18 protein-coding genes are annotated in these 23,464 nt (G+C 71.1%); 10 read left to right on the top strand and 8 right to left on the bottom strand.

The features are described from left to right. Positions 1-277: 277 nt before the first annotated feature. Positions 278-796 carry an ATP-binding protein gene (locus IH48_RS33740; RefSeq protein WP_078850128.1) on the bottom strand — a complete coding sequence of 173 codons (519 nt, stop codon included), beginning with the start codon at positions 794-796 and terminating at the stop codon, positions 278-280. A 232-nt stretch (positions 797-1,028) separates the two neighbouring features. On the opposite strand from IH48_RS33740, the gene IH48_RS33735 reads away from it, so the two are divergent. The 6 genes from IH48_RS33735 to IH48_RS33730 all read left to right on the top strand — a co-directional run bounded on the left by IH48_RS33735 (position 1,029) and on the right by IH48_RS33730 (position 6,464). Then, positions 1,029-2,393: a hypothetical protein gene (locus tag IH48_RS33735; protein ID WP_234434422.1), complete on the top strand. Its 1,365-nt coding sequence runs from the start codon at positions 1,029-1,031 to the stop codon at positions 2,391-2,393. 12 nt (positions 2,394-2,405) lie between these two features. Beyond that, positions 2,406-2,966, top strand: coding sequence for a GNAT family N-acetyltransferase (locus IH48_RS0129315; protein ID WP_030911234.1), 561 nt, complete (start codon positions 2,406-2,408; stop codon positions 2,964-2,966). 462 nt (positions 2,967-3,428) lie between these two features. After that, positions 3,429-3,980 carry a GNAT family N-acetyltransferase gene (locus tag IH48_RS0129310; protein ID WP_051840832.1) on the top strand — a complete coding sequence of 184 codons (552 nt, stop codon included), beginning with the start codon at positions 3,429-3,431 and terminating at the stop codon, positions 3,978-3,980. A gap of 139 nt (positions 3,981-4,119) precedes the next feature. Further along, positions 4,120-5,628 (top strand): hypothetical protein, encoded by a 1,509-nt coding sequence (locus IH48_RS36700; RefSeq protein ID WP_051840830.1) that lies wholly within the window; start codon positions 4,120-4,122, stop codon positions 5,626-5,628. Positions 5,629-5,651: 23 nt separating this feature from the next. After that, on the top strand, positions 5,652-6,134 hold the full coding sequence (locus IH48_RS0129300; RefSeq protein WP_030911226.1) for a SitI3 family protein: 483 nt from the start codon (positions 5,652-5,654) through the stop codon (positions 6,132-6,134). 24 nt (positions 6,135-6,158) lie between these two features. Beyond that, positions 6,159-6,464 carry a hypothetical protein gene (locus IH48_RS33730; protein WP_051840828.1) on the top strand — a complete coding sequence of 102 codons (306 nt, stop codon included), beginning with the start codon at positions 6,159-6,161 and terminating at the stop codon, positions 6,462-6,464. Between the two features lie 33 nt (positions 6,465-6,497). Here IH48_RS33730 and argS read toward each other — a convergent pair whose 3' ends face one another. Further along, on the bottom strand, positions 6,498-8,321 hold the full coding sequence (gene argS, locus IH48_RS0129290; RefSeq protein WP_030911220.1) for an arginine--tRNA ligase: 1,824 nt from the start codon (positions 8,319-8,321) through the stop codon (positions 6,498-6,500). A 191-nt stretch (positions 8,322-8,512) separates the two neighbouring features. On the opposite strand from argS, the gene lysS reads away from it, so the two are divergent. Next, positions 8,513-10,297, top strand: coding sequence for a lysine--tRNA ligase (gene lysS / locus IH48_RS0129285; protein WP_030911218.1), 1,785 nt, complete (start codon positions 8,513-8,515; stop codon positions 10,295-10,297). A gap of 220 nt (positions 10,298-10,517) precedes the next feature. Here the strand turns inward: lysS and IH48_RS0129280 are convergent, their stop codons facing one another. The 3 genes from IH48_RS0129280 to IH48_RS0129270 form a co-directional block, all read right to left on the bottom strand. Then, entirely contained in the window at positions 10,518-12,014 is a 1,497-nt protein-coding gene (locus IH48_RS0129280; protein WP_030911217.1) for a DUF2637 domain-containing protein, read from the bottom strand. A 155-nt stretch (positions 12,015-12,169) separates the two neighbouring features. After that, positions 12,170-13,048 (bottom strand): hypothetical protein, encoded by an 879-nt coding sequence (locus tag IH48_RS0129275; protein ID WP_030911215.1) that lies wholly within the window; start codon positions 13,046-13,048, stop codon positions 12,170-12,172. A gap of 123 nt (positions 13,049-13,171) precedes the next feature. Then, positions 13,172-14,047 (bottom strand): DUF3558 domain-containing protein, encoded by an 876-nt coding sequence (locus IH48_RS0129270; protein ID WP_234434421.1) that lies wholly within the window; start codon positions 14,045-14,047, stop codon positions 13,172-13,174. 337 nt (positions 14,048-14,384) lie between these two features. Here IH48_RS0129270 and IH48_RS0129265 point away from each other — a divergent pair, with 337 nt between their 5' ends. Next, positions 14,385-15,578: an RtcB family protein gene (locus IH48_RS0129265; protein ID WP_030911208.1), complete on the top strand. Its 1,194-nt coding sequence runs from the start codon at positions 14,385-14,387 to the stop codon at positions 15,576-15,578. Positions 15,579-15,626: 48 nt separating this feature from the next. Here IH48_RS0129265 and IH48_RS0129260 read toward each other — a convergent pair whose 3' ends face one another. Next, entirely contained in the window at positions 15,627-18,341 is a 2,715-nt protein-coding gene (locus tag IH48_RS0129260) for a glycoside hydrolase family 97 catalytic domain-containing protein (RefSeq protein WP_030911205.1), read from the bottom strand. A gap of 513 nt (positions 18,342-18,854) precedes the next feature. On the opposite strand from IH48_RS0129260, the gene IH48_RS0129250 reads away from it, so the two are divergent. Next, the gene (locus IH48_RS0129250; protein ID WP_051840826.1) at positions 18,855-21,605 is read left to right on the top strand and encodes a tetratricopeptide repeat protein; all 2,751 of its coding nucleotides are present in this window, start codon (positions 18,855-18,857) and stop codon (positions 21,603-21,605) included. 27 nt (positions 21,606-21,632) lie between these two features. On the opposite strand, the gene IH48_RS0129245 is transcribed toward IH48_RS0129250, so the two are convergent. Further along, on the bottom strand, positions 21,633-22,214 hold the full coding sequence (locus IH48_RS0129245; protein WP_030911200.1) for a winged helix-turn-helix domain-containing protein: 582 nt from the start codon (positions 22,212-22,214) through the stop codon (positions 21,633-21,635). 85 nt (positions 22,215-22,299) lie between these two features. On the opposite strand from IH48_RS0129245, the gene IH48_RS0129240 reads away from it, so the two are divergent. Beyond that, positions 22,300-22,881, top strand: a complete 582-nt coding sequence (locus IH48_RS0129240) for a peptide deformylase (RefSeq protein ID WP_030911198.1) — start codon at positions 22,300-22,302, stop codon at positions 22,879-22,881. Between the two features lie 346 nt (positions 22,882-23,227). On the opposite strand, the gene IH48_RS0129235 is transcribed toward IH48_RS0129240, so the two are convergent. Then, entirely contained in the window at positions 23,228-23,461 is a 234-nt protein-coding gene (locus tag IH48_RS0129235) for a hypothetical protein (protein WP_030911194.1), read from the bottom strand. Positions 23,462-23,464: the final 3 nt, after the last annotated feature.

Below are 23,464 nucleotides of genomic sequence, written 5' to 3'. Positions count from 1 at the left end.
CGACCACACATCCGGCCATCCCGGTCTGATGGTCGAGCCGGGAAGCTCTGGGGTGCCGCTCGGCGGTCCGGCCTTTCGCCCAGGACCGCCGGAGCTGGTGATCCCGACGTCGAGGACGCCACCGCCGAGACGAACGCGGGTGGTGACTCGGCATCGACGGCGATGAGCGTGCGGATGATCTCCGCAAGGTCTGCCATGTCCTCGGCTGGGCTCTCAGCAGCGTCAGTCGAGGCGATGAGGTGTTCCATCATCGCCTCAGCGGTGCGTGCGAAGCCGTTCACAAGCCCACCCGCGCATGTCCGTCAGCCAGGGGCAGGGAGCAGCGGGCGGTTGTGCCGTCTTCGCTGAACTCCCATAGGCCGTTCAGATCCGTCACGAGCGCGTCCACAAGGGCGAGTCCACGACCCGACTCGTCCAGCACATCGGCTTGAACCGGCTCAGGAACGAGACTGGGGCTTCCATCGCACACTTCGAGCTGCACCCACCCAGCGCGCGGGCAGTAGCTTCGGTAATGGATCGATGGACCCGCCCCGTGCCGCACGGCGTTCGACAGGAACTCAGTCAGCACGACGAGCGTGTCATGGACCCGCGATTCCTGCATGCCGCAGACCGTTCGGAGCCATGCCCCGCTGATATCGCGCACAGTACGAACCTGTTTGGCATCTCGTTCGACGCTCACCGCGATCGGGGAAGGTAACGCCGAGCGACCTACAGAGGAGGCCGATGCCGACGACTGACCATCACTCGTGTGACAGGCCGCGTTGATGACGCGGGCTCCGCCGATAGAGGAGTGCATGGGAGTTGCTCCTGCCCGTGGTTGTAGTTGCTCGGACACGCTCAGCGAGGGAGCTATGAGCGTGGCAACCGGCGACGGACGGATCTACCCCCAAGGCGGCCCCGGAGGTGGACGGAGTCACCGCCCAATCTGATGACGCATCCTCGCAATGCCCTCTGAATGGCCTCGGAAAGCTAAGTAGCCCTCATAACGGCCAGGTTGAGATGTGTAACGACCTAGTGTCGGAGCATTGATGCGTCAGGCGGACGTCGTCGGAGGCGACATGTTGTTCTTCCGTAGCGAGCTTGCACGGCGAGGTCTCCTCGATCCCGCACGGTTCCAGGAGGTGTACCGGGCCGAAGCCAGAAGGCTGGGCAGCCGGGACGCGGACCCCGCCATCAAGACGGTCGAGGGCTGGATCTATACGGGACGTAAGCCCCAACGGGCCTTCCGGCCGGTCATCACCAGCATGCTCGGCTACGACATAGACGACCTGTGGGCGGACGACACCGAGAGGCCTCCGCCCACCGTCCGCCTCGCCGGCACGTCACCCGAAGCACCCCATGCCGATCCCGGCATGGACCTGGGCGAGATGAGAAGGAGCGGTGCCATGGCCGTACGGCGTGCGAGGAGCTACATCCTCAAGGCGGACAGCGAAAGGGCAGGAGAAGACACTCTCCCCCTGCTTCACGACCAGGTCGCACGACTCGTCCGCGACTACCCACGGGTGCCGCTGTCGGTGATCTGGGACGACCTCTTGGACGCCCAGGACCAGATCATCGCGGTTCTGGAGACACGGCGACACCGACCGTCTCAGCTCAAGGACCTGAACTTCCTGGCGGGTGTGCTGTCGTTCCTGGTCGCCAAGGGGCTCAACGACATGGAGGACCGGGACGCGGCCCGGACGATGAGCATGCTCGCTCTCGCCTTCGCGAAGGACGCGGAGCACCAGCCGCTGATCGCCTCTGTGAACGGCCTCCAGTCTCTGATCGAGTACTGGGCCGACCGGCCAAGCGATGCACTCTTCTACGCCGAGAAGGGAGCGGAGAGCGCACAGAACCTGCACGGCACGGTTGGCCTGTGGCTTCTCGGCCTCCAGGCTCGCGCGGCCGCGGTGCTGGGAGACAACGTGACAGCGCAGGCCGCCGGGCAGGCCGCCACCGATCTGCGTCAGAGCGTCGTCGCCGACGACCTCGACCAACTCGGCGGTCTGTTCACCTACTCGCAGCGCAAGCAGGAGTACTACCACGTCGAGGCCGCTGCCCTACTGGGGCAGGGCAGCGTCGACCTGGCGGCTCAGGCGGCACAAGCCGTAGACGGCTTCGCTGACCGCGACAGCGAAGACTGGGCGTTCGGTGACCTGGCCGGCGCCCAGTGCAACCAGGCCCTCGTCCACCTTCACACCGGTGACATCGACGGAGCAGCCGAAGCGATCCGTCCCGTCCTGGACCTGGCGCCTGGGTACCGCAACATCGGGATCATCGTGTCGGCCCAGCGGGTGCGTGCCGCGCTGACGACGGGCCCCACACGGACTGCCCGAGTAGCCGGCCAACTGCGGGACGAGATTGCCTCGTTCCCGCCCCGTAGGCTCGCGCTCCCCGCAACGACCCGAGGGTAATAGGGTTCGGGCATGAGCCCCGTTGATCGTTCAGGTCCGCGTCTTCGTCTGCGGGAACTCACCGTTGGGGACGTAGACGCGGTCTACGCGATCTACGGGAGTCCGGAGGCGACCGCGCATCTCAGCTTCGAGCCGCGGTCGCACGACGACGTCGGCAGGATTGTGAGTCGCTCCATCACGTCGGCCACGGCCAGTCCACGCAGCGAGTACGCTGTCGCGGTCGAGAAGCGTGAAAGCGGCGAGGTCATCGGCTTCGGCCGACTCGCCACAGACCCCCACCAGCCGGGCGCGGCCACCTTCGGCTTCGCACTACGTCCCGACACCTGGGGTGCCGGATACGGGCAGGAGATGGTCGACCTGCTGCTGGGACTGGGCTTCGAGGAGATCGGACTGCACCGCGTATGGGGAGCCCGATCCCCGCTCAACGAGGCATCCGCCAGGACCATGAGTACCGCAGGGATGACGGAGGAAGGCATCATCCGCGAGCACATCCAAAAAAACGGCGTCTGGCGTGACTCCGTCGTACACGCCATCCTCGACCGTGAGTGGCGCGCCCTTCACCAGAGCGCCTAGTTTGCCTGTACAGCGGCCGACCGTGTCCCCTGGCGTCCCGCTCACGGAGTCGTGGGAGCGGGACCCCACCACAGGGCCGTGGGCCGACGGTCCGGCGGGGTCTCATGTGCCGTGTCAACCGTTCCGCGCGCCTCGGTCTCGGGGCAGAAGCGGGCCGGCGCTGGTCCGCCAGGTCGACCGCGTCACGCAACGATCCTCCCGAGTTGTGCGCCGCGCTGGCGAAGCAGCGGGAGGAGGCGCGCAGTTCACGAACACGGTGGACGGTCGAGGATTGCAATGGTGAGCTGCTCAATCACCACCACGGGCGGGCCGCCGACCGGCGGCCGGAGCGATCGGTGTGAGGCCGGCGTGCCGCCCTCGGACGCGTCGGCGGCGCCGCGCGGCCGACGGACGAGGCGCGTGGCACGATCAGGCCGTACGCGCCGAGCACCGAGCGGCGCGCGGAGAAGGGAGCCCGGTCCCGTGACCGTTTCCGACGTGCGCCTTGCCGGCGAGGGCCTGGTCCTGCGTGGGTGGACCTATGACGACGTACCCGCCATGGCCGTCCTGTTCGACGACCCGCAGGTCGCCAGGTTCACCCCGCTAGTCTCGCCCTTCGACGCGAAGGCCGCGCGCGATTACCTGGACCGAGCACGCGAGGCCTGCGCCACGGGGCGCAGGATCCAGCTGGCCATCACGACGGACGGCGCCGAGCCGCTCGGTGAGGTGCTGATGTTCGCGACGGACAACGACCCGTACGCGGTCGAGATCGGCTACGCGATCGGCCCCCGCCACCGCCGCCAGGGGCTGGCGGCCCGCGCCGTGCGGCTCGCGACGGCCCACGCGTACGGCGCGCTCGGCGCACGGCGCGTGCTGCTGCGCATCGAGGCGGCCAACGCCCCGAGCCGCGCGGTCGCCCGCGCCACGGGTTTCGCGATCGCGGACACTGCCCCGATCGAGCGCGGCGGCGTCACGCTCGACACCTGGCGCCACACCGCACCGCCGGCGCAGGGCGGCACGCGCGCCGGGCGCTGAGGACACGCCACGATCGAAGCATCTTGCCCCGCACGGTAGTTGCGGCAATCCTGGAAGCCGTCGGCTGAGACGGGGGCTCGATGAGGCACGACGGAACCGAGACGGCACGCGACGGCCGCACCGCAGGGTGGTTCGGGCGGTGACGCATCCGGGGAGTGGTGGTGATCAGCCGATCGACCTGTACCCGGACGATCTGAACTCGGTGGCGGGGAAGTTCGCCACGGGCCAGATGAACCTGGACAAGGCGGCGTCGACGCTGAACTCGGCGTTGCAGAACGCGGCGGGGATGGCGGGGAACGACGATTACGGGCACAAGTTCGCCCGCAAGTACGATCCGGCCGCGAAGTCGCTGTTCCATACCTTGTCGGCGGGGATCCGGGCGATCGGGCAGGCGTCGGACGCGTTGGTGACGACGGCCAACAACTACCTCAAGGCCGATCACCACTCGAACGTGAAGAAGAAGGGCAAGGGCGCCCCGAAGCTGTACCCGTCGCCGCCGGTGTTCACGGATGTGATGTATCCGGATCCGGATTCGGCGGTGGGTCCTGGGCATTCGTCGGTGCCGTCGGTGATCGCGAAGTACTGGCCGAACGGGCATCAGGACAAGTTGCGGGATGCGGCGTCGGCGTATCGGACGGCGGAGACGGCGTTCCAGGGGATCGGGCACACGCTGCACACGCAGGTGGAGTCGCTGACAGACAACAATTCGGACGAGTCCGTGCACGCCATGGCCGCGTTCTGGGCCACGATCTGGCAGGACGGCGGGAACGCGCACAAGGCGCCGTTGTCCGCCGCGCACGAGGCGTGCGGGAAGCTGGCCTCGGCCTGCGACAAGTTCGCGCACGCGATCGACGAGGCGCACAGCAGCACCGAGCACAAGCTTGCCGGGGCGGGCATCGCGATCGGTCTCACGACGGTCGTCGGCATCCTGCTGACCCCGTTCACCGGGGGCGGTTCTGATGCGGGTGCGGCCGCGCTGGACGGTGCGGAGGCCGGGGCGATCCTGGGCGGTGTCGAGGTCGCGGCGGATGCGGCGGTCGCGGAGATCGACACCGCCGTCATCGCGGACGTCAGCACGGAACTCGAAGCCGCCGCCGAGGCCGTTCCCGAGATCGAGACCGTCGACGCCGAGGTCACCGAGGTCGAGGAGACCCTCGACCGCGAACTCACCGAGACGGAGACTCGCGAACCGGCCGGGACCGGCGGAGACGGCGAGTACACCCAACCGTCGAAGGAACCCGACCCGGCCGCGAAGCCCGGAGGCCGTCGCACGTCCATCAGCACGAAGGACGACGCGGCCACCACGCGATCTCTGGAGCGGGAGAACGAGTCGGCGGACATCTTGGCGCAGAAGGGGTACGACGTCGAACAGAACCCGGATGTCGCGGGGCCTAAAAACCCTGACTATCGCGTCGAAGGGCAGGTGTTTGACAACTATGCGCCTTCGACAAGCAACGCACGTAACATCGCCACTGAGATGGAGAAGAAAGTCGTGAAGGGCCAGACCGACCGCATCGTCCTCAATCTGAAGGACAGTTCGGTCGACCTGGCAAAGATGAGAGCGCAATTGCGGGACTGGCCGATAAAGGGACTCAAGGAGGTGCTGATGATCGACGGCGACGGAAACGTAGTGAACTTCTACCCGTAAATCCCTATCGCAGAGGAAACGCAGTGGCAATCTCCTACGACTTCGAGATCGCGGCGGCCCTGCCGGTGCACGATGTAGCAGCGGTCCTCGGCCGCGCGGTTCAGGAAGCCGGTCTTCTTCATGCGCCGGTCACTCCGGAAGAGCTGCTGGAAAAGGGAGCCGAGACCATACGGGGCACCTTTGTCCAGGCCTTCGAGGAGCGGCCGCAGCCGTGGCACCCAGTGGTCAGCGACCTCGGATTCACACCGACCGTGTCGGTGTCGTTCCGTCTCGGCAAGTTCACGGACCTGCCGGGCCAGCAGGACGACATGATCCGTGTGGTGGACGCGCTGCTTGCCCGGATCCCGGGTGACGCGGTGCTCGAACACCAATCAGAGGACATCTGGCTGCTGCGCCGGGCCGGCGTCCTCGCTCTCAGCGAGGACGACGAGTTGTGGCCTTCGCATCGGCTGGCCTTGCTGAACCATCCCTATCACCGGACGACTTACACCTTCGCCGACGACTGATCCGTGTCCGCGCACAGGAACCCCATGCCCGAGCCGCTGCTGCTGATCCTCAGGCCAGAGGTCCAATGCTTCCCGCTGTGGGCGGGCCGAGGCGGGGCCGCGGACAACACCGACCCCGGCGCCCTTCCCCTGTCAGCCGGTCTGATCGCTGACCTCGACGACTGGCGGGCTCGTTGGGACGCCACGTACGACCTTGGCGACCCGCTCGGCGCGGGCTTCGCCTCGGACGACGAGGAGTGCGCCTTCATGGCGGACGGCGAACGTCTCGCCGCGCGGCTGCGAGCGGAGCTCGGCGAAGGTTGGACGGTCTCCGTCCGCGTGCCGAAGTGACGCACGGGCTCGGCCCGGACCGGGGCAGGCGCCTCAGAGCCGCTCCGGCGCCCTGATGCCCAGCAGCGCGAGGCCCTTCTCCAGGGTGCGGCCCGTCAGTTCGCACAGGAACAGGCGGTTCGCCACCTGCTCGGGCGTGTCCGCCTTCAGTACCGGGCACTGGTCGTAGAACGACGTGTACAGCGACGCGAGCTGGTAGAGGTACGCGGCCACCTTGTGCGGCTCGTGGCCGGACGCCGCCTCGGCGAGCGTCTCGCCGAAGCGGTCCAGGTGGAGGCCGAGCGCCCGCTCGGCCGGCGCGAGCGCCAGCTCCGGGTGCGGGGCCGGGGACACGTCGCCGGCCTTGCGCAGGATCGAGCGGATGCGCGCGTACGCGTACTGCAGGTACACCGACGTGTCGCCGCTGAGCGACACCATCTGGTCGAGGTCGAACTTGTAGTCGCGCACCGCCGACGTCGACAGGTCGGCGTACTTGACCGCGCCGATGCCGACGTACCGGCCGTTCTCCTCGATCTCCCGCTCGCCGAGGCCCGCCTTCTCCGCCTTCTCCCTGACGACGGCCGTCGCCCGGTCGACCGCCTCGTCCAGCAGGTCGACGAGCCGCACCGTCTCGCCCTCACGGGTCTTGAACGGCTTGCCGTCCTTGCCGAGCACCGTGCCGAACGCCAGCTGCGACGCGTGCACCTCGTCGTTCAGCCAGCCCGCCCTGCGCGCCGTCTCGAAGACCATCTTGAAGTGCAGCGACTGCCGCACGTCGACCACGTACAGCAGGGTGTCCGCGCCCAGGTTCCCCACCCGGTCGCGGATCGCGGAGAGGTCCGTGGCCGCGTACCCGAAGCCGCCGTTCGACTTCTGCACGATCAGCGGGACCTGCTTGCCGTCCGGGCCCTTCACGTCGTCGAAGAACACGCACAGCGCGCCCTCGGAGCGGACGGCGACGCCCGTCTCCTCCAGGATCCGGCACGTCTCCGCGAGCATGTCGTTGTACCCGGACTCGCCGACGATGTCGGGGTCGCGGACCTCCATGTCGAGCGTGCCGAAGACCGAGTAGAAGTACACCTTCGACTCGTCCACGAACCGCTGCCACAGCGCCAGCGTCTCCTCGTCGCCCGCCTGGAGCGCCACCACGCGGTCCCGGGCCCGCGCCTTGAACTCCTCGTCGGAGTCGAAGGCCGCCCGCGAGGCCTTGTACAGGCGGTTCAGGTTCGACATGGCGGCCTCGCCGGCCTCCTCCGAGGGCGCCGCGGCGGTGCCGGAGGCCCCGGCGGTGCCGGCGGTCACGGGGGCGGGGGCGTCCTCGCTCCTGTCCAGCTCGTGCGGGTGCTCCATCAGGTACTGGATGAGCATGCCGAACTGGGTGCCCCAGTCGCCGATGTGGTGGCGCCTGATCACCTTCTCGCCCATGAACTCCAGGATCTCGACCATCGCCGCGCCGATGACGGCGGACCGCAGGTGCCCGACGTGCATCTCCTTGGCGACGTTGGGCTGCGCGTAGTCGATCACCGTCGTGCCGGCGTTCGGCGCGTGCGCCACGCCGAGCCGGTCGTCCGCGAGGCGGGCGGCCAGCGTGTCGGTGATCGCCCGGTCGGCGACCGTGATGTTCAGGAAGCCGGGCCCCGAGACCTCGACGTCCTCGACGACGCCGGGTGCGGAGAGCGCCGCGACCACCCGGGTCGCGAGGTCGCGCGGGTTGCCCTTCAGCTTCTTCGCGAGCGCCAGGATGCCGTTGGCCTGGAAGTCCGCCCGGTCGCTGCGTCGCAGCAGCACGTCCGCCGCGCCGGCCTCCGGCAGGGCTGCCGAGAGGGCGGAGGCGATGTGCTGTTCGACGGTCGAGGCGAGGGAGGGAACCGAGGCCATGGGCTGGCTGCCGTTTCTGTCGGGGTGCTGGTGCGAGCGCGGGGGCCAGGACGCGTCGGGGTCCACCGGCTCGGCCGCCATTCTTTCATGGTCGGACAAGTCGTTTTCGCGACGGCTGAGCGACCTGGGAGACTGGGGCGACACAGCAGACCGCATGGTTGCGATCCAACGCGCGAGCAGGGAAGAAGGACGTGCCGACCGTGGCTCAGAGCACAGAGACCGACTGGGTCTCCCGTTTCGCCGACGACGTCATCGCCGAGTCGGAGCGACGTGCCCCGGGCAAACCGGTCGTCGTCGCCTCCGGGCTCTCGCCCTCAGGCCCCATCCACCTCGGCAACCTCCGCGAGGTCATGACCCCCCACCTCGTCGCGGACGAGATCCGGCGCCGCGGGTACGAGGTGCGCCACGTGCTGTCGTGGGACGACTACGACCGGTACCGCAAGGTGCCGAACGGTGTCGCCGGCGTCGACGCGTCCTGGGCCGAGCACATCGGCAAGCCGCTGACCTCGGTGCCCGCCCCGGCCGGCTCCCCGCACCCGAACTGGGCCGAGCACTTCAAGGCGGCCATGACCGACGCGCTCGCCGAGCTCGGCGTCGTCTACGACGGCATCAGCCAGACCGCGCAGTACACCTCAGGCGCCTACCGAGACCAGGTCCTGCACGCGATGCGGCACCGCGGCGACATCGACGCGATCCTCGACCGCTACCGCACCAAGGACAAGGGCAAGGGCAAGGGCCAGGGCAAGGGCCAGGGCAAGGGCCCTGGACAGGGGCCGAAGCAGCAGCAGAAGCAGCAGAAGCCGGTCGACGAGGCCGAGATCGAGGCCGCCGAGGGCTCGGGCGCGGCCGCCGAGGACGACGGGGGCGGCGCGGGCGGCTACTACCCGTACAAGCCCTACTGCGGGCAGTGCGGCAAGGACCTCACCACCGTCACCGGCTACGACGACGAGACCACCGAGCTCACCTACACCTGCACGGCGTGCGGGTTCGGCGAGACCGTGCGGCTGAGCGAGTTCAACCGCGGCAAGCTCGTGTGGAAGGTCGACTGGCCGATGCGCTGGGCGTACGAGGGCGTCGTCTTCGAGCCGTCCGGCGTCGACCACTCCTCGCCCGGCTCGTCCTACGTCGTCGGCGGGCAGATCGTCCGCGAGATCTTCGACGGTGTGCAGCCCATCGGGCCCATGTACGCGTTCGTCGGCATCTCCGGCATGGCCAAGATGTCCAGCAGCAAGGGCGGCGTGCCGACGCCCGCGGACGCGCTGAAGATCATGGAGGCGCCGCTGCTGCGCTGGCTGTACGCGCGCCGCAGGCCCAACCAGTCGTTCAAGATCGCCTTCGACCAGGAGATCCAGCGGCTCTACGACGAGTGGGACGCGCTCGGCCGCAAGGTCGCCGACGGCACCGTGCTGCCCGCCGACGCGGCCGCGTACTCGCGCGCCGTCCGCACGGCCGCGGGTGAACTGCCCGGCACGCCGCGCCCGCTGCCGTACCGGACGCTCGCGTCGGTCGCGGACGTGACGGCGGGGGCCGAGAAGCAGACGCTGCGCATCCTCGGCGAGCTCGACCCGTCGCGCCCGCTCGCGTCGCTCGACGAGGTCAGGCCGCGGCTGGACCGCGCCGAGTACTGGATCAGCAGCCAGGTGCCCGTCGAGGCGCGCACGGTCGTGCGGGGCGAGCCGGACAAGGAACTGCTCGGCTCGCTCGACGAGCAGAGCCGCGAGTCCCTGCGGCTGCTGCTCGAAGGGCTTGGCGAGCACTGGTCGCTCGACGGGCTGACGACGCTCGTCTACGGGGTCCCGAAGGTCATCGCGGGCCTCGCGCCCGACGCGAAGCCGACACCCGAACTCAAGGCGGCGCAGCGCGCGTTCTTCGCGCTGCTGTACCGCCTGCTGGTGAGCAGGGACACGGGCCCGCGCCTGCCCACGCTGCTGCTCGCGGTGGGCGAGGACAGGGTGCGGACACTGCTCGGCGCGTGACGCCGGCCCCTGCGGCCGCGCATCGCGGCGGCCGCAGGGGCCGCGTGCGCCTGGGGCTCGCCCTGTGTGCGTCGGCGCGCAGGCCCGGCGCGGCCGGGCGCCGCGCTCGCTCGCACGGGCGCGCACGCGGCTGCGCGGTGCGCGGGCACGGGCAGCGGTCCGGTGCGACGGTACGGCGGGCGCCTCGACGACGGTGGCCGACCCGCCCGTCCCGGGCGGGTCAGGCGATGTGTTCCGCGTCCATCTCTTCCTGGAAGCGGCGGTACGCCTCGCGCAGCGGCCCACGCAGTGTGTTCTCGCTGAGCGGGCCGCCCGCGCGGCCCCTGATGTCGTACATCTCCATGAGGTAGCGGCCCAGTTGGCGCTCGTTGGGCGCGTCGCCGTTCTCGCTGATGAACTTCCTGAAGGCGTTGTAGTACTGCTCGTCGCGGTGCGAGGTGTCGGGCGCCTGGGCGGCCTGTTCGGCCTGGGCGGCCTGGGACGTCGTCGCCGGCTCGGGTGCGTCCGCGGCCTCAGGCTCCGCCTCGGGGCCGAACTCCGGCTCGGGCTCGGGCCCGGGGGCTTGCTGGGCTTGCTCCGGACCGGGCGCGCCGCGGCCCACCGGGCCCGACGGGGGGCGTACCGGCGTCGGTTCGAGGCCTTCGACGTACGTCGGGTTGTACGCGCCCTCGTAGGCGGCCTGCGGGAGGCTCTGCGCGGCGAACCACGGGTTGGCGTCCTGCGATTGGCCGTCCAGTTGCCGGCCGTCCTGCTGTGGGCCGTCCTGCAGCGCGGCCCACTCCGCCTGCTCCCACTGCGGGTCCTGGTACTGCTCCTCGTACCGCTCCTGGCCGTGCCAGTCCTGCTGCCCGAACTGCCCGAACTGCGCGGGCGGCGCCTGGCGTTGGCCCGGGAGGTGGGCGCGTGGCGGCTCGACGGCCTGGGCCGCCGGGGGCTTCGCCAGGTCGACGCCGCCGGCTGCCGTGCCGGCCGTGAGCTCCCCGGCCGCCGCACCGGCGCCGGGCGCGGCGGGGACGATCGCCGCCGCCGCGTCGATGCCCGCGGCGGCGAGCCCGGCGGAGGCCGTGTCCGCCAGCGGCACGCCGTACTTGGCGAGGCGCAGCGGCATCAGCGACTCCACCGGGGCCTTCCTGCGCCAGGCGCGGCCGAAGCGTGCCTGGAGCCTCGACTGGTAGATCAGCCGGTCCTGTTCGAGCTTGATGACCTGCTCGTAGCTGCGCAGCTCCCACAGCTTCATCCGCCGCCACAGCAGGAACGTCGGGACGGGCGAGAGCAGCCAGCGGGTCAGCCGCACGCCCTCCATGTGCTTGTCCGCGGTGATGTCGGCGATCCTGCCGACCGCGTGCCGCGCCGCCTCCACCGTGACGATGAACAGCAGCGGGATGACGGCGTGCATGCCGACGCCCAGCGGGTCGGGCCAGGCGGCGGCGCCGTTGAAGGCGATCGTCGCGGCCGTCAGGACCCAGGCGGCCTGCCGCAGCAGGGGGAACGGGATGCGGATCCAGGTCAGCAGCAGGTCGAGCGCCAGCAGGACGCAGATGCCCGCGTCGATGCCGACGGGGAAGACGACCGCGAAGGCGCCGAAGCCCTTGCTCTCGGCGAGCGCGCGCACGGCCGCGTACGAGCCGGCGAAGCCGATGCCCGCGATGATGACCGCGCCGCTGACGACGACGCCGACCAGTATTCGATGCGTCCGTGACAGCTGCATCGCGGCCACGCGCGATCCCCTCCCGTTGTCGTCCTCAAGGCCTCGGGAACCCACCGGGCCCCCGTCTGCCGCCCTCCGGCGGTGCAACAGCCTTGCACACGCGTACGGGTGCCGCGGGCGCGGGAGTGGGCAGCGGCGCTCCGCCCCAGGCGGGGGCCGGGGCGTCAGCCCGCCGTGCTCGCCTTCGTGGACGGCGACGCCGAGCCGGACGGCTTCGAGCCGGACTTCTTGTCCGACTTGCCGCTCGACTTGCCGCTCGATTTCGACGGGCTCGGCGAGGACGATTTCGAGGATCCCGAGGACGGGGACGTCGTGCCGGAGCCCGAGCCGCTGCCGCCGCTCGTGATCACCTCGACGGCGCTCTTCGCGGCCGACACCGCGTCCTTCGAGATGTCCGACACGCTCGGTGACTTCTCGCCCGCGTACCCGGCGCCGTTGTACGTCAGCGCGAGGACCACGTTGTCCGCGCGCGCCACGACCGTCGCGTAGGAGAAGTCCTCGTCCGTCTTGCGCAGGGTGTACGTGACCGTGGTGGCCTGGCTGCCGATGCCCGTGGCCGGGTGCGTCATGACGCTCTTGGCGCCCGACGTCGTCTGCGCGACCTCGATGGCGTTGGCGTACTGCTTGGACGCCTGGGCGTTGCCGCTGCCGATCGTCGACTGGGAGTCGTAGCGCTGCAGCGAGACCTCGAGCCAGCGGTACTGGGAGCCGTCGACGCCCTTGTTCTTCAGGCCGTTCCAGTGGCAGCTGCCGTGCGCGTTCACGTCCGTCGACGTGCCGGCCGTGCCGCTCTTGTCCTTGGCGGACGGCACGAGCTTGCCGATCGTCTTCGAGTCGATGATCTTGCAGGCGTCCGGAAGGGTGCGGTACTTCGCCGGCGCGACGGACGGCGAGGCCTTGGCGGACTTGCTCGACGCCGAGCCGTCCGCCGCGTCCTTGCCGCCTCCGCTGCCGGAGCCGGACGAGCAGCCGGCGACGACGAGCAGCGCGGGAACGGCCGCGGCGGCGAGGATGCGGGGGAGTCGCGAGGCTGATCGGCGCATGGTTCCTTCAGTCGTTGCTGTCGTGTCCGAGCCGCCACGTTAACCGCAGGGAGGCCCGCGCAGGACCCGCGCACCGGAGAGCGTCCCGTCACGCAGGGGTGCGCGCGGGCCGCCGTCCGCCCCCTACTGGTCGAACTCGTCGGCCAGCTTCTTGGCCAGCGCCTGCGCCCTGTCCTGCAGTTCCTTGCTGTCGGGGACCTCGTCAGGGTGCGTCGGCTGCTGCGTGTACGTCACGGTCACGATCACGTTCGATGTGCGAAAGACCACGCTCACCGTCCGGTTCTGAGTGGCCGATCCGGACTGGGTGAGCCTGTCGTTCACGTACGCGGCGTCGCCGACCCCGCTCAGCGTGCGCGGCAGCAGGTCGGGGGCCCCGCCCCCGCCGCCCGCGCCGCCGCCGTCACTGCCGTCGCCCGCGCCCTCGCCCGACGACCCCGCCGTGGCCGTGGCCGTGGCGGACGGCGAGCCCGACGGAGTCCCCGACGGGGACCCGGAGGGAGAGCCGCCGGCGGTCGGGATGTGCGCGGCCTGCTGCTTCTTCGTGAAGACCTGCTTCGCGCGGTCCGCGTCGCTGACCGACGGGTCGTACGAGACGACGCGCTCGATGTCCAGCGACAGCCGGTGCGACGAGCTTGGCGAGTCGGCCTTCCAGCCGCACCCGACCCTGCGGTCCGTGTCGTACGTCACGGCCGGGGTGCCCTCCAGGGCGCGTTCCTGCTGGTCGGGGCTGAGGGAGGAGATGCCGGGCAGCAGGTCCTTGAGCATGGACGTGGGCACGGCGCCGCAGGGTTCGAGCAGCGTGCGGTACTTGCCGGGCGCGGGCATCGACAGCGTCGGGTCGCCCTGCTTGGGATCGGTGGGCGACGCGCTGCCGCTGCCGCCCGCCGTGCAGCCGCCTGCGACGAGCGCGACGAGCAGCGCCGCGAGACCGGGCGCGTACACCTTGCGTAGCGCGCCGCGCTGTACGCCACGGCGCGCCTTGTGCGCGATTCGCTGCACGGTGCGGAGCCTCCTGGGGGACGTGTCGGTGATGGCGGCCGACGGTGAAAAGCGTTTGCCGCGGTGGGGCGGACGGTGGACACAATGTGTACCGCACACGCCGTCGGCGCTGATGGGCGGCCCTTTCGCCACCATTCGGCACCTCGTGGGCGCGGTGCGCACCGTGTGCCCTGGTGGGGTGGCCGGTGCGCCGTGTGCATCGTAATTCGTCGGCGGGAACGGGGAGCCGGGGAAGCCGTCGAAACGGGTTGAAGCGCGTGAATCGGGTGAATCCGGTACGGGTGGTTTCGGCCTGTCTCGTTCCGGCGCGCAGCGACAATCGGGGGTATCGAGCACCATGGCATATGAAGAGGTTCCGGGTCAGAAGGTCCCGATCCGGATGTGGGCGGACCCGCGCGGCGTCGAGGACGCGGCGATGGGGCAGCTGCGGAACGTGGCGTCGCTCCCGTGGATCAAGGGTCTCGCCGTGATGCCGGACGTGCACTACGGCAAGGGGGCGACGGTCGGCTCCGTCATCGCGATGCAGGGCGCGGTGTGCCCGGCCGCGGTCGGTGTGGACATCGGCTGCGGGATGTCGGCGGTGAAGACGTCGCTGACCGCGTCCGACCTGCCCGGCGACCTGTCCCGGCTGCGGAGCAGGATCGAGCGGGCGATCCCGGTCGGCCGCGGGCTGCACGACGAGCCGGTGGACCCGCACGGGGCGCACGGGCTCGCGACGGCCGGCTGGGACGACCTCTGGAGCCGGTTCGGGCGCCTGGCGGAGTCGGTGCGGCACCGGGAGGGGCGGGCCAGGAGGCAGATCGGCACGCTCGGCTCCGGCAACCACTACATCGAGGTCAACATCGGCCACGACGACGCGGTGTGGCTCACGCTGCACTCCGGCTCGCGCAACATCGGCAAGGAGCTGGCCGACCACCACATCGGCGTCGCGCAGGGCCTGCCGCACAACCAGGGGCTGGTCGACCGCGACCTCGCGGTGTTCATCTCGGACACGCCGCAGATGGCCGCCTACCGGAGCGACCTGTACTGGGCGCAGGAGTACGCCAGGTACAACCGGTCGATCATGATGGGGCTCCTGAAGGAGGTCGTGCGGCGGGAGTTCAAGAAGGCCGGCGTCACGTTCGTGCAGGAGATCAGCTGCCACCACAACTACGTGGCGGAGGAGCGGTACGACGGCATGGACCTGCTGGTCACCCGCAAGGGCGCGATCCGCGCGGGCGGCGGCGACCTCGGCATCATCCCGGGCTCCATGGGCACGGGCTCGTACATCGTGCGGGGCCTCGGGAACGCGGCGGCGTTCAACTCCGCGTCCCACGGCGCGGGCCGCCGCATGAGCAGGAACGCGGCGAAGCGCCGCTTCTCCACGAGGGACCTGGAGGAGCAGACGCGGGGTGTGGAGTGCCGCAAGGACTCGGGCGTGGTGGACGAGATCCCCGGCGCGTACAAGCCGATCGAGCAGGTGATGGAGCGCCAGACGGACCTCGTCGAAGTGGTCACGAGGCTGCGGCAGGTGGTGTGCGTGAAGGGGTGACGGGCCGCGCGCGAGCCCGGACGGCTCCGGGCTCGCGGCGTGCCCGCGTCAGTTGGCGCAGGTGAGCCGGGCCAGGCCCCAGTCCGCGTGGTCGTAGTTCTTGTTGTCGCCCCCGTCGCCGACGGCGAGGCCGAGCGTGTGCACGCCGGTGACGTCCACGGTCAGGTCGACCGCGCTGTCGCCGCCGCGCAGCACGCCGGTGGCGGCGAGCTGCCGGCCGTCGTCGCCGAGCACGGTGAACGTCACACTGCCCTGCCCCTTCGTCTCGTCGTCGACGCCGACGCGGGCCTCGAAGCGGGTGCAGCGGCCCTGGAGGTCGATCCGGACCTGCGCCGGCGCGTTCATGCCCAGGCCCTTCGCGTACACGGCCCCGCCCACCGTCAGCGGGTGCCCGTCCTGCCCGCCGGCCTCGCCGTTGGACTGGTCGCGCTCGACCGGCCCGTAGCCGTTGGTCTCGGTGAGGAACGGCTGGTCACTGGCGTAGACCGTGCCGTGCAGCGGAACGGAGACCTTGACGACCTTCTCGACGTGGATGGGCGGGGCCTTCCCGCCGGCCGGGTCGGCGTAGGTGACGACGACGGGCACGTCGACCTCACCGCCGGGCTGGTCCTTGCCGACCGTCACCGTCCAGTGGCCGTCGAGCGCCCTGCCGGCAGGGAGCGTCCCGGCCCTGACGTCGCGGCCGGTGGCGGTCCAGCCCGCGGGGAGCCGGTCGCGGTCCACCGTCATCCGCACCTTGTGCAGCGCGGCTCCTTCCGGCAGCGTGAACGTCGCGCCGATCCCGGCCCGCTGCCCGGGGCCCGCGGTCACGGCCGCGGGGTCGAGGGTGAGGGAAGTGGCGGGCGCGGTGACGACCGGGTCCGCGCAGTCGGTGCGGCCCCTGGTGGCGGGGCAGGCCAGCGCGACGAAGCCGCCGTCGGCGGCGGCGGGGACCGCGAGGGTGTCCGCGGCGGTCACTGTGCGCACGGTGCGCCGCAGCCGGCCGCCGCTGTCGCCGATCGTCTCGACGAGCCAGGTGCCCTTGCCGAGGAAGCCGAGCGGCGCCTTCATCGTGTCGCTCGCGCCGGCGAGGATGCCCCCGACGAACCAGCGGTGTCCGCTGCGGCGTGCGATGACGGCCTGGCGGTCGCCGGCCGGCTGCGCGCCGGGCCCGCCGGCGACCAGCCGCGTCTCGTCCCAGGTCGTGGGGAGCTGTTCGAGGAAGCGCTCGGCCACCGGATGCGCGGCGAACCCCTCGGGATTGTCGCCGAGGCTGGTCCAGCCGGACTCGAAGACCACGGGCAGCGCCAGCTCGTGCCCCAGGGAGTCCTGCCGGTTCGGACGGGAGAACCAGGTCGGGGTGTAGTCCATCGAGCCGACGATGTTGCGGGTGAAGGCGAGGAAGATGTCGCGGGTCGAATGCTGCCCGTTCTCCTCCCCGCGCACCGCCTCGACGCTCATCACCTGCGGCCAGGTGCGCTGCAGGCCGCGGGGGATCGTCGCGCCGTGGAAGTCGATCATGAGCTTGAGCCTGGCCGTGTCACGCAGGATCGCGTCGTACCACTGGAAGGTGGACTGCGAGTCCGAGTACATGTAGTCGACCTTGACGCCCGCGACGCCCCAGGCCTTGACCTTGGGGAGCCAGGCGTCGCGCTGCTGCTGGGTCTTCAGGTCGTTCCAGTCGAACCAGAGGATCACGTCGACGCCCTTGGCGCGCGCGTAGCGCACCAGCTCGGGCACCCAGCTCGCCTGCCATCCGGCGTCCACGAGCGTGTACTGGAGCCCGTGCTCGGCCGCGTAGTCGACGAAGTCGCGCTGACGGTTGTAGTCGCCGGGGCTCGAACCGTCGCTCAGCCAGGACCAGTCGTCCACGCCGGGACGTATCCACGAGGTGTCCTCGACCTTGGACGGCGGGGCGAGGTCGTCCACGAGGGTGGAGGCGACCAGCGTGTCCAGGCTCCCCACGATCGCGGTGCGCCACGGCGTCGCCAGCGGCCCGTCCGACGTGACGGGCGCGCCGTCCGCGAGCGCCACCGAGTAGGCCGAGGTGCCGTCGGCGTGGTCGAGATGGCTGCCTGAGTACCGGCCGTCGACGTCCGCCTCGGTGAGGAGCACGTAGGTGCCGCCGACCTCGAACAGCGTCGGGTAGCCGAACGAGCACGTGTCGCCCGTGCACGTGCCGGGCCGCGCCTCGTTGGCCGCGCCCGCGGTGGTCTCGGTCCGCTCGGTCTCGTAGCTGGTCACGTACGGCTGCACCCAGGCCCTGGCGTCCGTCGGCACCTCGAACGTCGACGCCTCGCGTTCGACGGTGACCGGGCCGCGGTCGTCCAGCAGGTAGCGGTAGGCGACGCCGTCGTCCGACACCCGCACCACCACGCCGAGGCGCGCGCCGTCGGCGCCGCGGAAGGTGAACGTCGACTCCCGCATGGTGGCCGAACGCCGCAGCTGCTTGCCGGTGGTCATCCGGTAGGACTCGTGGACGGTGCGCTCGCGTCGCTTCACGAACCGCAGGCCCTTCGTCAGATCGTGGCTGGCGGTGCGGATCCCGAGCCGGCCGGGCAGCAGCACGGGTGCGCCGCCGCGGTCGACCGCGAGGCGCAGCTCGCCCGACGGGTCGAGGCCGAGTTCGGCGCTGAGCGCCGAGCGGCCGGGCTCGTTCACCGTCCAGGTGTTCGCGGGGCGCGGTGCGGCGGTGGACGGCGCGGCGGCCGCCACGGCCAGCCCGCTGCCCAGCAGCGCCGACAGCGCCACACCGGAAACGGCCCGCCGGAATCTTTCGCGCATGGGTCGCATGTGTGCTCCCTCCGGGACTTGACGGCCCGTCATGAACAACTACGAACTTTTCCGATAGTTTTCCATCACATGCCACCGGAACTCCACACGCTGTCACGTGCGAGTCCGGAGCCGGACACGCCGATCTGCTCGCGCCGCGCACGAGGGCGCCGCCTGCCAGGTGCAGGCGGCGCGGCGACTTGGTGTCTCCCCGGGCAGGCGGGGCAGCGTTCAGCGGGTCAGGAGCCAGGCCACCAGAGCGCGGGCCGCGCCTGATGCGGCGCCGGCCGCGATGCGGGCGATGAGCTGGAGGCGCAGAGCGCGGGACGTGGCGGCCGGGCTGGTGGGCATGGTGGGCTCCTTTGGGCGGGGCGCCGGCGGGGTGCCGTTGGCGTTGCGGCCCATGGCGCGACTTCCGGGGGGTATCCGGCGAAGTCCCCCCGGAGCCGCTCCGGATGGATACGCTGGTCGGCCGGGGTGCGCGGTTTTTCCGGGGTCGGGTGTTGTCCGGAAGGCGGGGTCGGCATGGGCAGGGAAGCGGACCGGTTCCACCAGCAACTGCGCGCCCTGTACGAGGCTGCGCGCTCCCCGACGCTGAGTCGGCTGGTCGCGCTCGGGACCGAGCAACGGCCGCCACTGACCATCTCCGACACAACGCTCAGCGCGTGGCTGACCGGTGAGGCCGTCCCCGGCCGGTCCTCCACGCCCTATTTCATGGTGCTGGTGGCCTTCTTGCGGGCCCGCGCCAAGTCCGGGCCGTCCACCGGGGACTGGACGCTGCTACTGGACCGCGCCCGGACCGAACGGGACGCCCGGCGCGGCGGAAAGGCCCGCGGCTCCGAACGGGCTTCGGAGCAGGGACCGGTCACGCTGCCCGCCGAGTCGGCCGTTTTCAGCGGCCGGGACGAGGCGGTCACGAGACTCCTGACATGGCTGGCCCCGGAGTGGGACGCGAGCGAAGGGACCTCGGGCAAGGGCGCCCCGGGCAAGGACGCCCCGGGGAAGGGGCCCGACCCTGCGCAGCCAGCGGTCGTCGTCTCAGCAATGACCGGAATGGGCGGGGTCGGGAAGACCGCGTTGGCTCTGCACGCCGCGCACCACGCCGCGCGCAACGGATGGTTTCCCGGCGGCGTGCTCTTCGCCGACCTGCGAGGGTACAGCCACGAGAGCCCCGTGGACGCGGCCACCGTCGCCGATCAACTGCTGCGCGCACTCGGCTTCAAGGGCAAGGACCTGCCCACCACTCCCGCCGAGAAGATCGACGCTTGGCGGCTCGTGCTGGCCCAGCTCGCCGAGCAGGGCCGCCCGCTGCTTGCCGTGCTGGACAACGTACGCACCGCGGGCCAGGCTTCCCCGCTGCTGCCCGCCGCCGGGCCGCACCGCGTGCTGGTCACCTCGCGGCAGACCCTGGCCGCTCTCGGTGCCCGGCGGATCGAACTCGCCCCGTTGGCACCGCCGGAGGCGGTCGCGCTGCTCGACCAGGTCTTGCGGCTCGGCGGCGACGGCCGTCCGGATGGCGAGGCCGACGACCGCGCCACCGCGCAGCCCGTTGACGCGGCCCGGATCGCGGAGCTGTGCGGGCGGCTCCCGCTGGCGCTGCGCATCATGGGGGCTCTGCTGGCCGACGACCGGGACCGACCGCTGCGCGACCAGGCAGAGGAACTGGCCGCGGCACGCCTGGACGTATTGGCCCTGGAAGACACCGACGACCAAGGCCGCCCGCTGGAAGTGCGCACCGTCTTCTACCTGTCCTACCGGCATCTGCCGCCGTCTCAGGCGCGCGCCTTCCGGCTGCTGTCGGCGGCCCCGGGGCCCGACGTGGGCACGCCGGCCGCCGCCGTGCTGCTCGGTGACCCGGTGGGCGCCCGCCGGCTGCTGCGCGACCTGGCCCGCGCGCACCTGCTTGAGCACCCGGCCGCCGAACGCTGGTCGATGCACGACCTGGTACGGCTCTATGCCGCTGAACTCGGCGCCGAGCACGCGCACTCGGACCGCCGGCGGGAAGCACTGAGCGGTCTGCTGGACCACTACATGGCCGAGACCCGGGCCGCGACGTCCCACCTGGAGGGGAGTTCCCCCGACAGCCGGTTCGCGGGCCGGGAGCAGGCCATGGGCTGGCTCGAGGCGGAACGGCCGAACCTGGTCGCGGCCGTCACCGACTGCGCGGCCGGCCATGTGCAGGCCGTGGTGGCCCTCGGTGAAGACCTGCGGGTGTTCCTGTTGCGGTACCGCCGGGTCGAGGACTTGATCGCCATCGCCCGGGCCACGCTGGAGGGTCTGCGCAGGCTCGCCGCGGGGACGGCCGGTGTGTCCGCGCCTGACGACCTCATGGACGGATTCCGCGTCCTGGAGGCCGGTGCGCTGAACAACCTCGGAAACAGCCTGCGCGAGGCTCGCCGCTATCCCGAGGCGATGGCCGCACACGCCGAGGCCCTGGGTGTCGCCCAGCGGCTGGGCGACCGCACCCTGGAGGCCGACTGCCTGAACGGCGCCGCCCTCGTCCTGCTTCGGGTGCGTCGTTTCGGTGATGCCGTCGCCCCGCTCCGCGTGGCTGCCGCCATCCACCGCGAGGCCGGCGATCTGCGCCGCGAGGGCCGGTCACTGGCCAATCTGGGCACCGCGCTCATGCGCCTCGACCGCGACGAGGAAGCGTACGAGGTGCTCGGCCGGGACCTGGCGATCTGCCGGGAGACCGGCGACCGCTACGGCGAGGCGGAGACACTGAGCAACCTGGGTCTGTGCCTGCGCCACCTCGGCCGGTTGGACGATGCGGTCGACGCCCATCGGCAGGCATGCCTCGTCTTCGCCGAAATGGGCGACCCCTACTCCGAAGGCCAGTCCTTGGACAACCTCGCCCTGTGCCTGCGGCGCCTGAACCGTCCGCAGGAGGCCCTGGCCGACCACGTACGGGCCGCGGCGCTGTTTCGATCGGTCGGCGATCGGCACGCGGAGGCGATGGCGGTCGGGAACAGTGCTGGGGCGCTTCAGGAGGCCGGACGGCCCGCCGAGGCGATCCCACTGCACGTCGAAGCCGCCGCCACCTTCGAAGAGACCGGCGACAGCCACGCCCAGGGTGCCGAACTGACCAACCTCGGCCGCGCCTACGAGGCCGAGGGTCGCGTCCTGGAGGCGGCGGAAAGCCAACTCCGCGCCATCGCCCTCTTCCGCGCTGTCGGCGACAACGGGGCCGCCGACGCCGCACTGCGCCTCCTGGCCAGGCTGCCCCTCCCGCCTGCCCCGGAAGAGGACGCGGGCACACCCGCGGAACCCGTGTAGCAGGTCCCGCGAGCACGGCCGGCCGGCCTACTCCCGGTCGGGGGGCGGCGTCAGGAGCGGGAAGAGGCGGGCGATCGCGGCGACCGCCACCGCGTGGCGCGGCCGGCGGGACGGGGACGCGTCGCGCGCCGCGTAGGCGCGCAGTCGCTCCTCGAAGGAGCGTGCCAGCTCGTCCGCCTCCGACGGGGTCAGATACACGACCGCGCTGACCGCCTCGCTCTCGCGCCCACGCCACTCCAGCGGTGCACGGTCCCGGTGCGCCAGCCAGCGGTCGTAGCTCTCGTTCTCCAACGCCCGCGTCAGCGTGCTGAATTCGGCGCCCGGGCCGTCGTCCGCCGGGGTCCTCCCGTCGCCGGCGTCCTCCCAGCGAAGCCGCCACGGCTTGGCGCGGCCGCCCGAGTGCGGGGCCTCCTCGATCAGGCCGTAGCGCGCGAGTTGGCGCAGGTGGAACGAGCAGAGGCCGGAACTGTGCCCGAGGCGCCGCGCGGCCTGTGTCGCCGTCAGCGTGCCGCGCTCCGCCAGCAGGTCGAGGAGTGCGAGGCGCACGGGGTGGTCGGGGAGGAGGCGCGGGGCGGAGGGGGCGAAGCGTGGCAGTGGGTCGTCACTCATTTTGCAAAGCGTGCTACTTTGCAAAGAGTTGTGCAAGCCGCGCTCTCCGGCGAGCGCGCTGCGGGCCGTTTCCCGAGGAGTACGCATGGCCGAGACCGAGCGGCGCGGAACGCCGCGGCCCGTCACGCTCGTCGGGGAGGAGATCCTGCGGCGGCAGTGCCGTCCCGCCGGGGCCGACGACTTCGGGTCGGCGGAACTGGCCGCGCTCGTCGACGACATGTTCGCCACCAACTCCGTCGCGGAGGGCGCTGCCATCGCCGCGAACCAAGTGGGCGTCGATCTGCGGCTGTTCGTCTGGGACATGGACGACGACTGGGGCGTGCGCCACGTGGGGCACGTACTCAACCCGGTGCTCGACGAGCTTCCACCCGGGCAGCGCCGGCTCGTCGAGGAGCGCGAGGGGTGCCTGTCCGTGCCCGGACCCCAGCGCGTCGTCCCGCGCACCGACAGGGCAGTCGTGCGCGGGTTCGACAAGGGCGGTGGGCCGGTCGTCGTGGAGGGGCGCGGCTACTTCGCCCGGTGCCTGCAGCACGAGACCGACCACCTCAACGGACGGCTCTACCTCGACCGGCTCTCCCGGCGCGAACGCGTCGGCGCGCTGCGGGAGATGGAGGAACTGAGCGAGGGTGTGCTTGCCCGCAGGGCGCGGCGGGCGGGTGCGTGGTGAACCACCGGCGGGGCGTACGCGAAGGCGCCGGCCTCCTCGGGGGAAGCCGGCGCCGTGCTCGCCGTGTGTCAGATCAGCCAGCCGACGAAGTGGACGAGGCCGGCGAGGACACCAGTGAGGATGTTCATGTTTCGTTCTCTCCTTGCTGTGTGCTGCCCTGAGGGCGCACTACTGGGACTGTTCCCGCCGCGTGGGACTGCGCGGGAGTGCTTGTGACGGTCCGCGGCCGGTCACTCGCACACCGTGAGCATCATCCATTCGGGGGTGCCCACGCCAGTAGGTTGCCGTCCCATCACCTGAACTGATGATCTTTCGATCAGGCGTTCAGTTGATGTGATGATCTGGCTCACAGCTCGGTGTCGTGCAGCTTCCTCGCACGCTCAAGCGCCCTGTCGAAGTCCCGCTGCGTGTCGTCCGCCCAGTGCAGCAGGTCCGCCAGCAGTCTCGTCAGGTTCTCGCCCGGACTCGACCGCCAGCTCTGGCCACTGGCGGTGTGGCCGGAGTACGCGTACGTCTCGACGGCTTCGCCGCCGCGCCTCGCGCCCTCGTCGTGGGCCCGCGTGGTGAAGTTGTCGGTCATCAC

This window comes from Streptomyces sp. NRRL F-5126, assembly GCF_000721265.1.
Lineage (GTDB): Bacteria > Actinomycetota > Actinomycetes > Streptomycetales > Streptomycetaceae > Streptomyces.
Note: the sequence above shows the minus strand (reverse complement) of the source record. Positions and strands in the feature narration are given on the sequence as shown.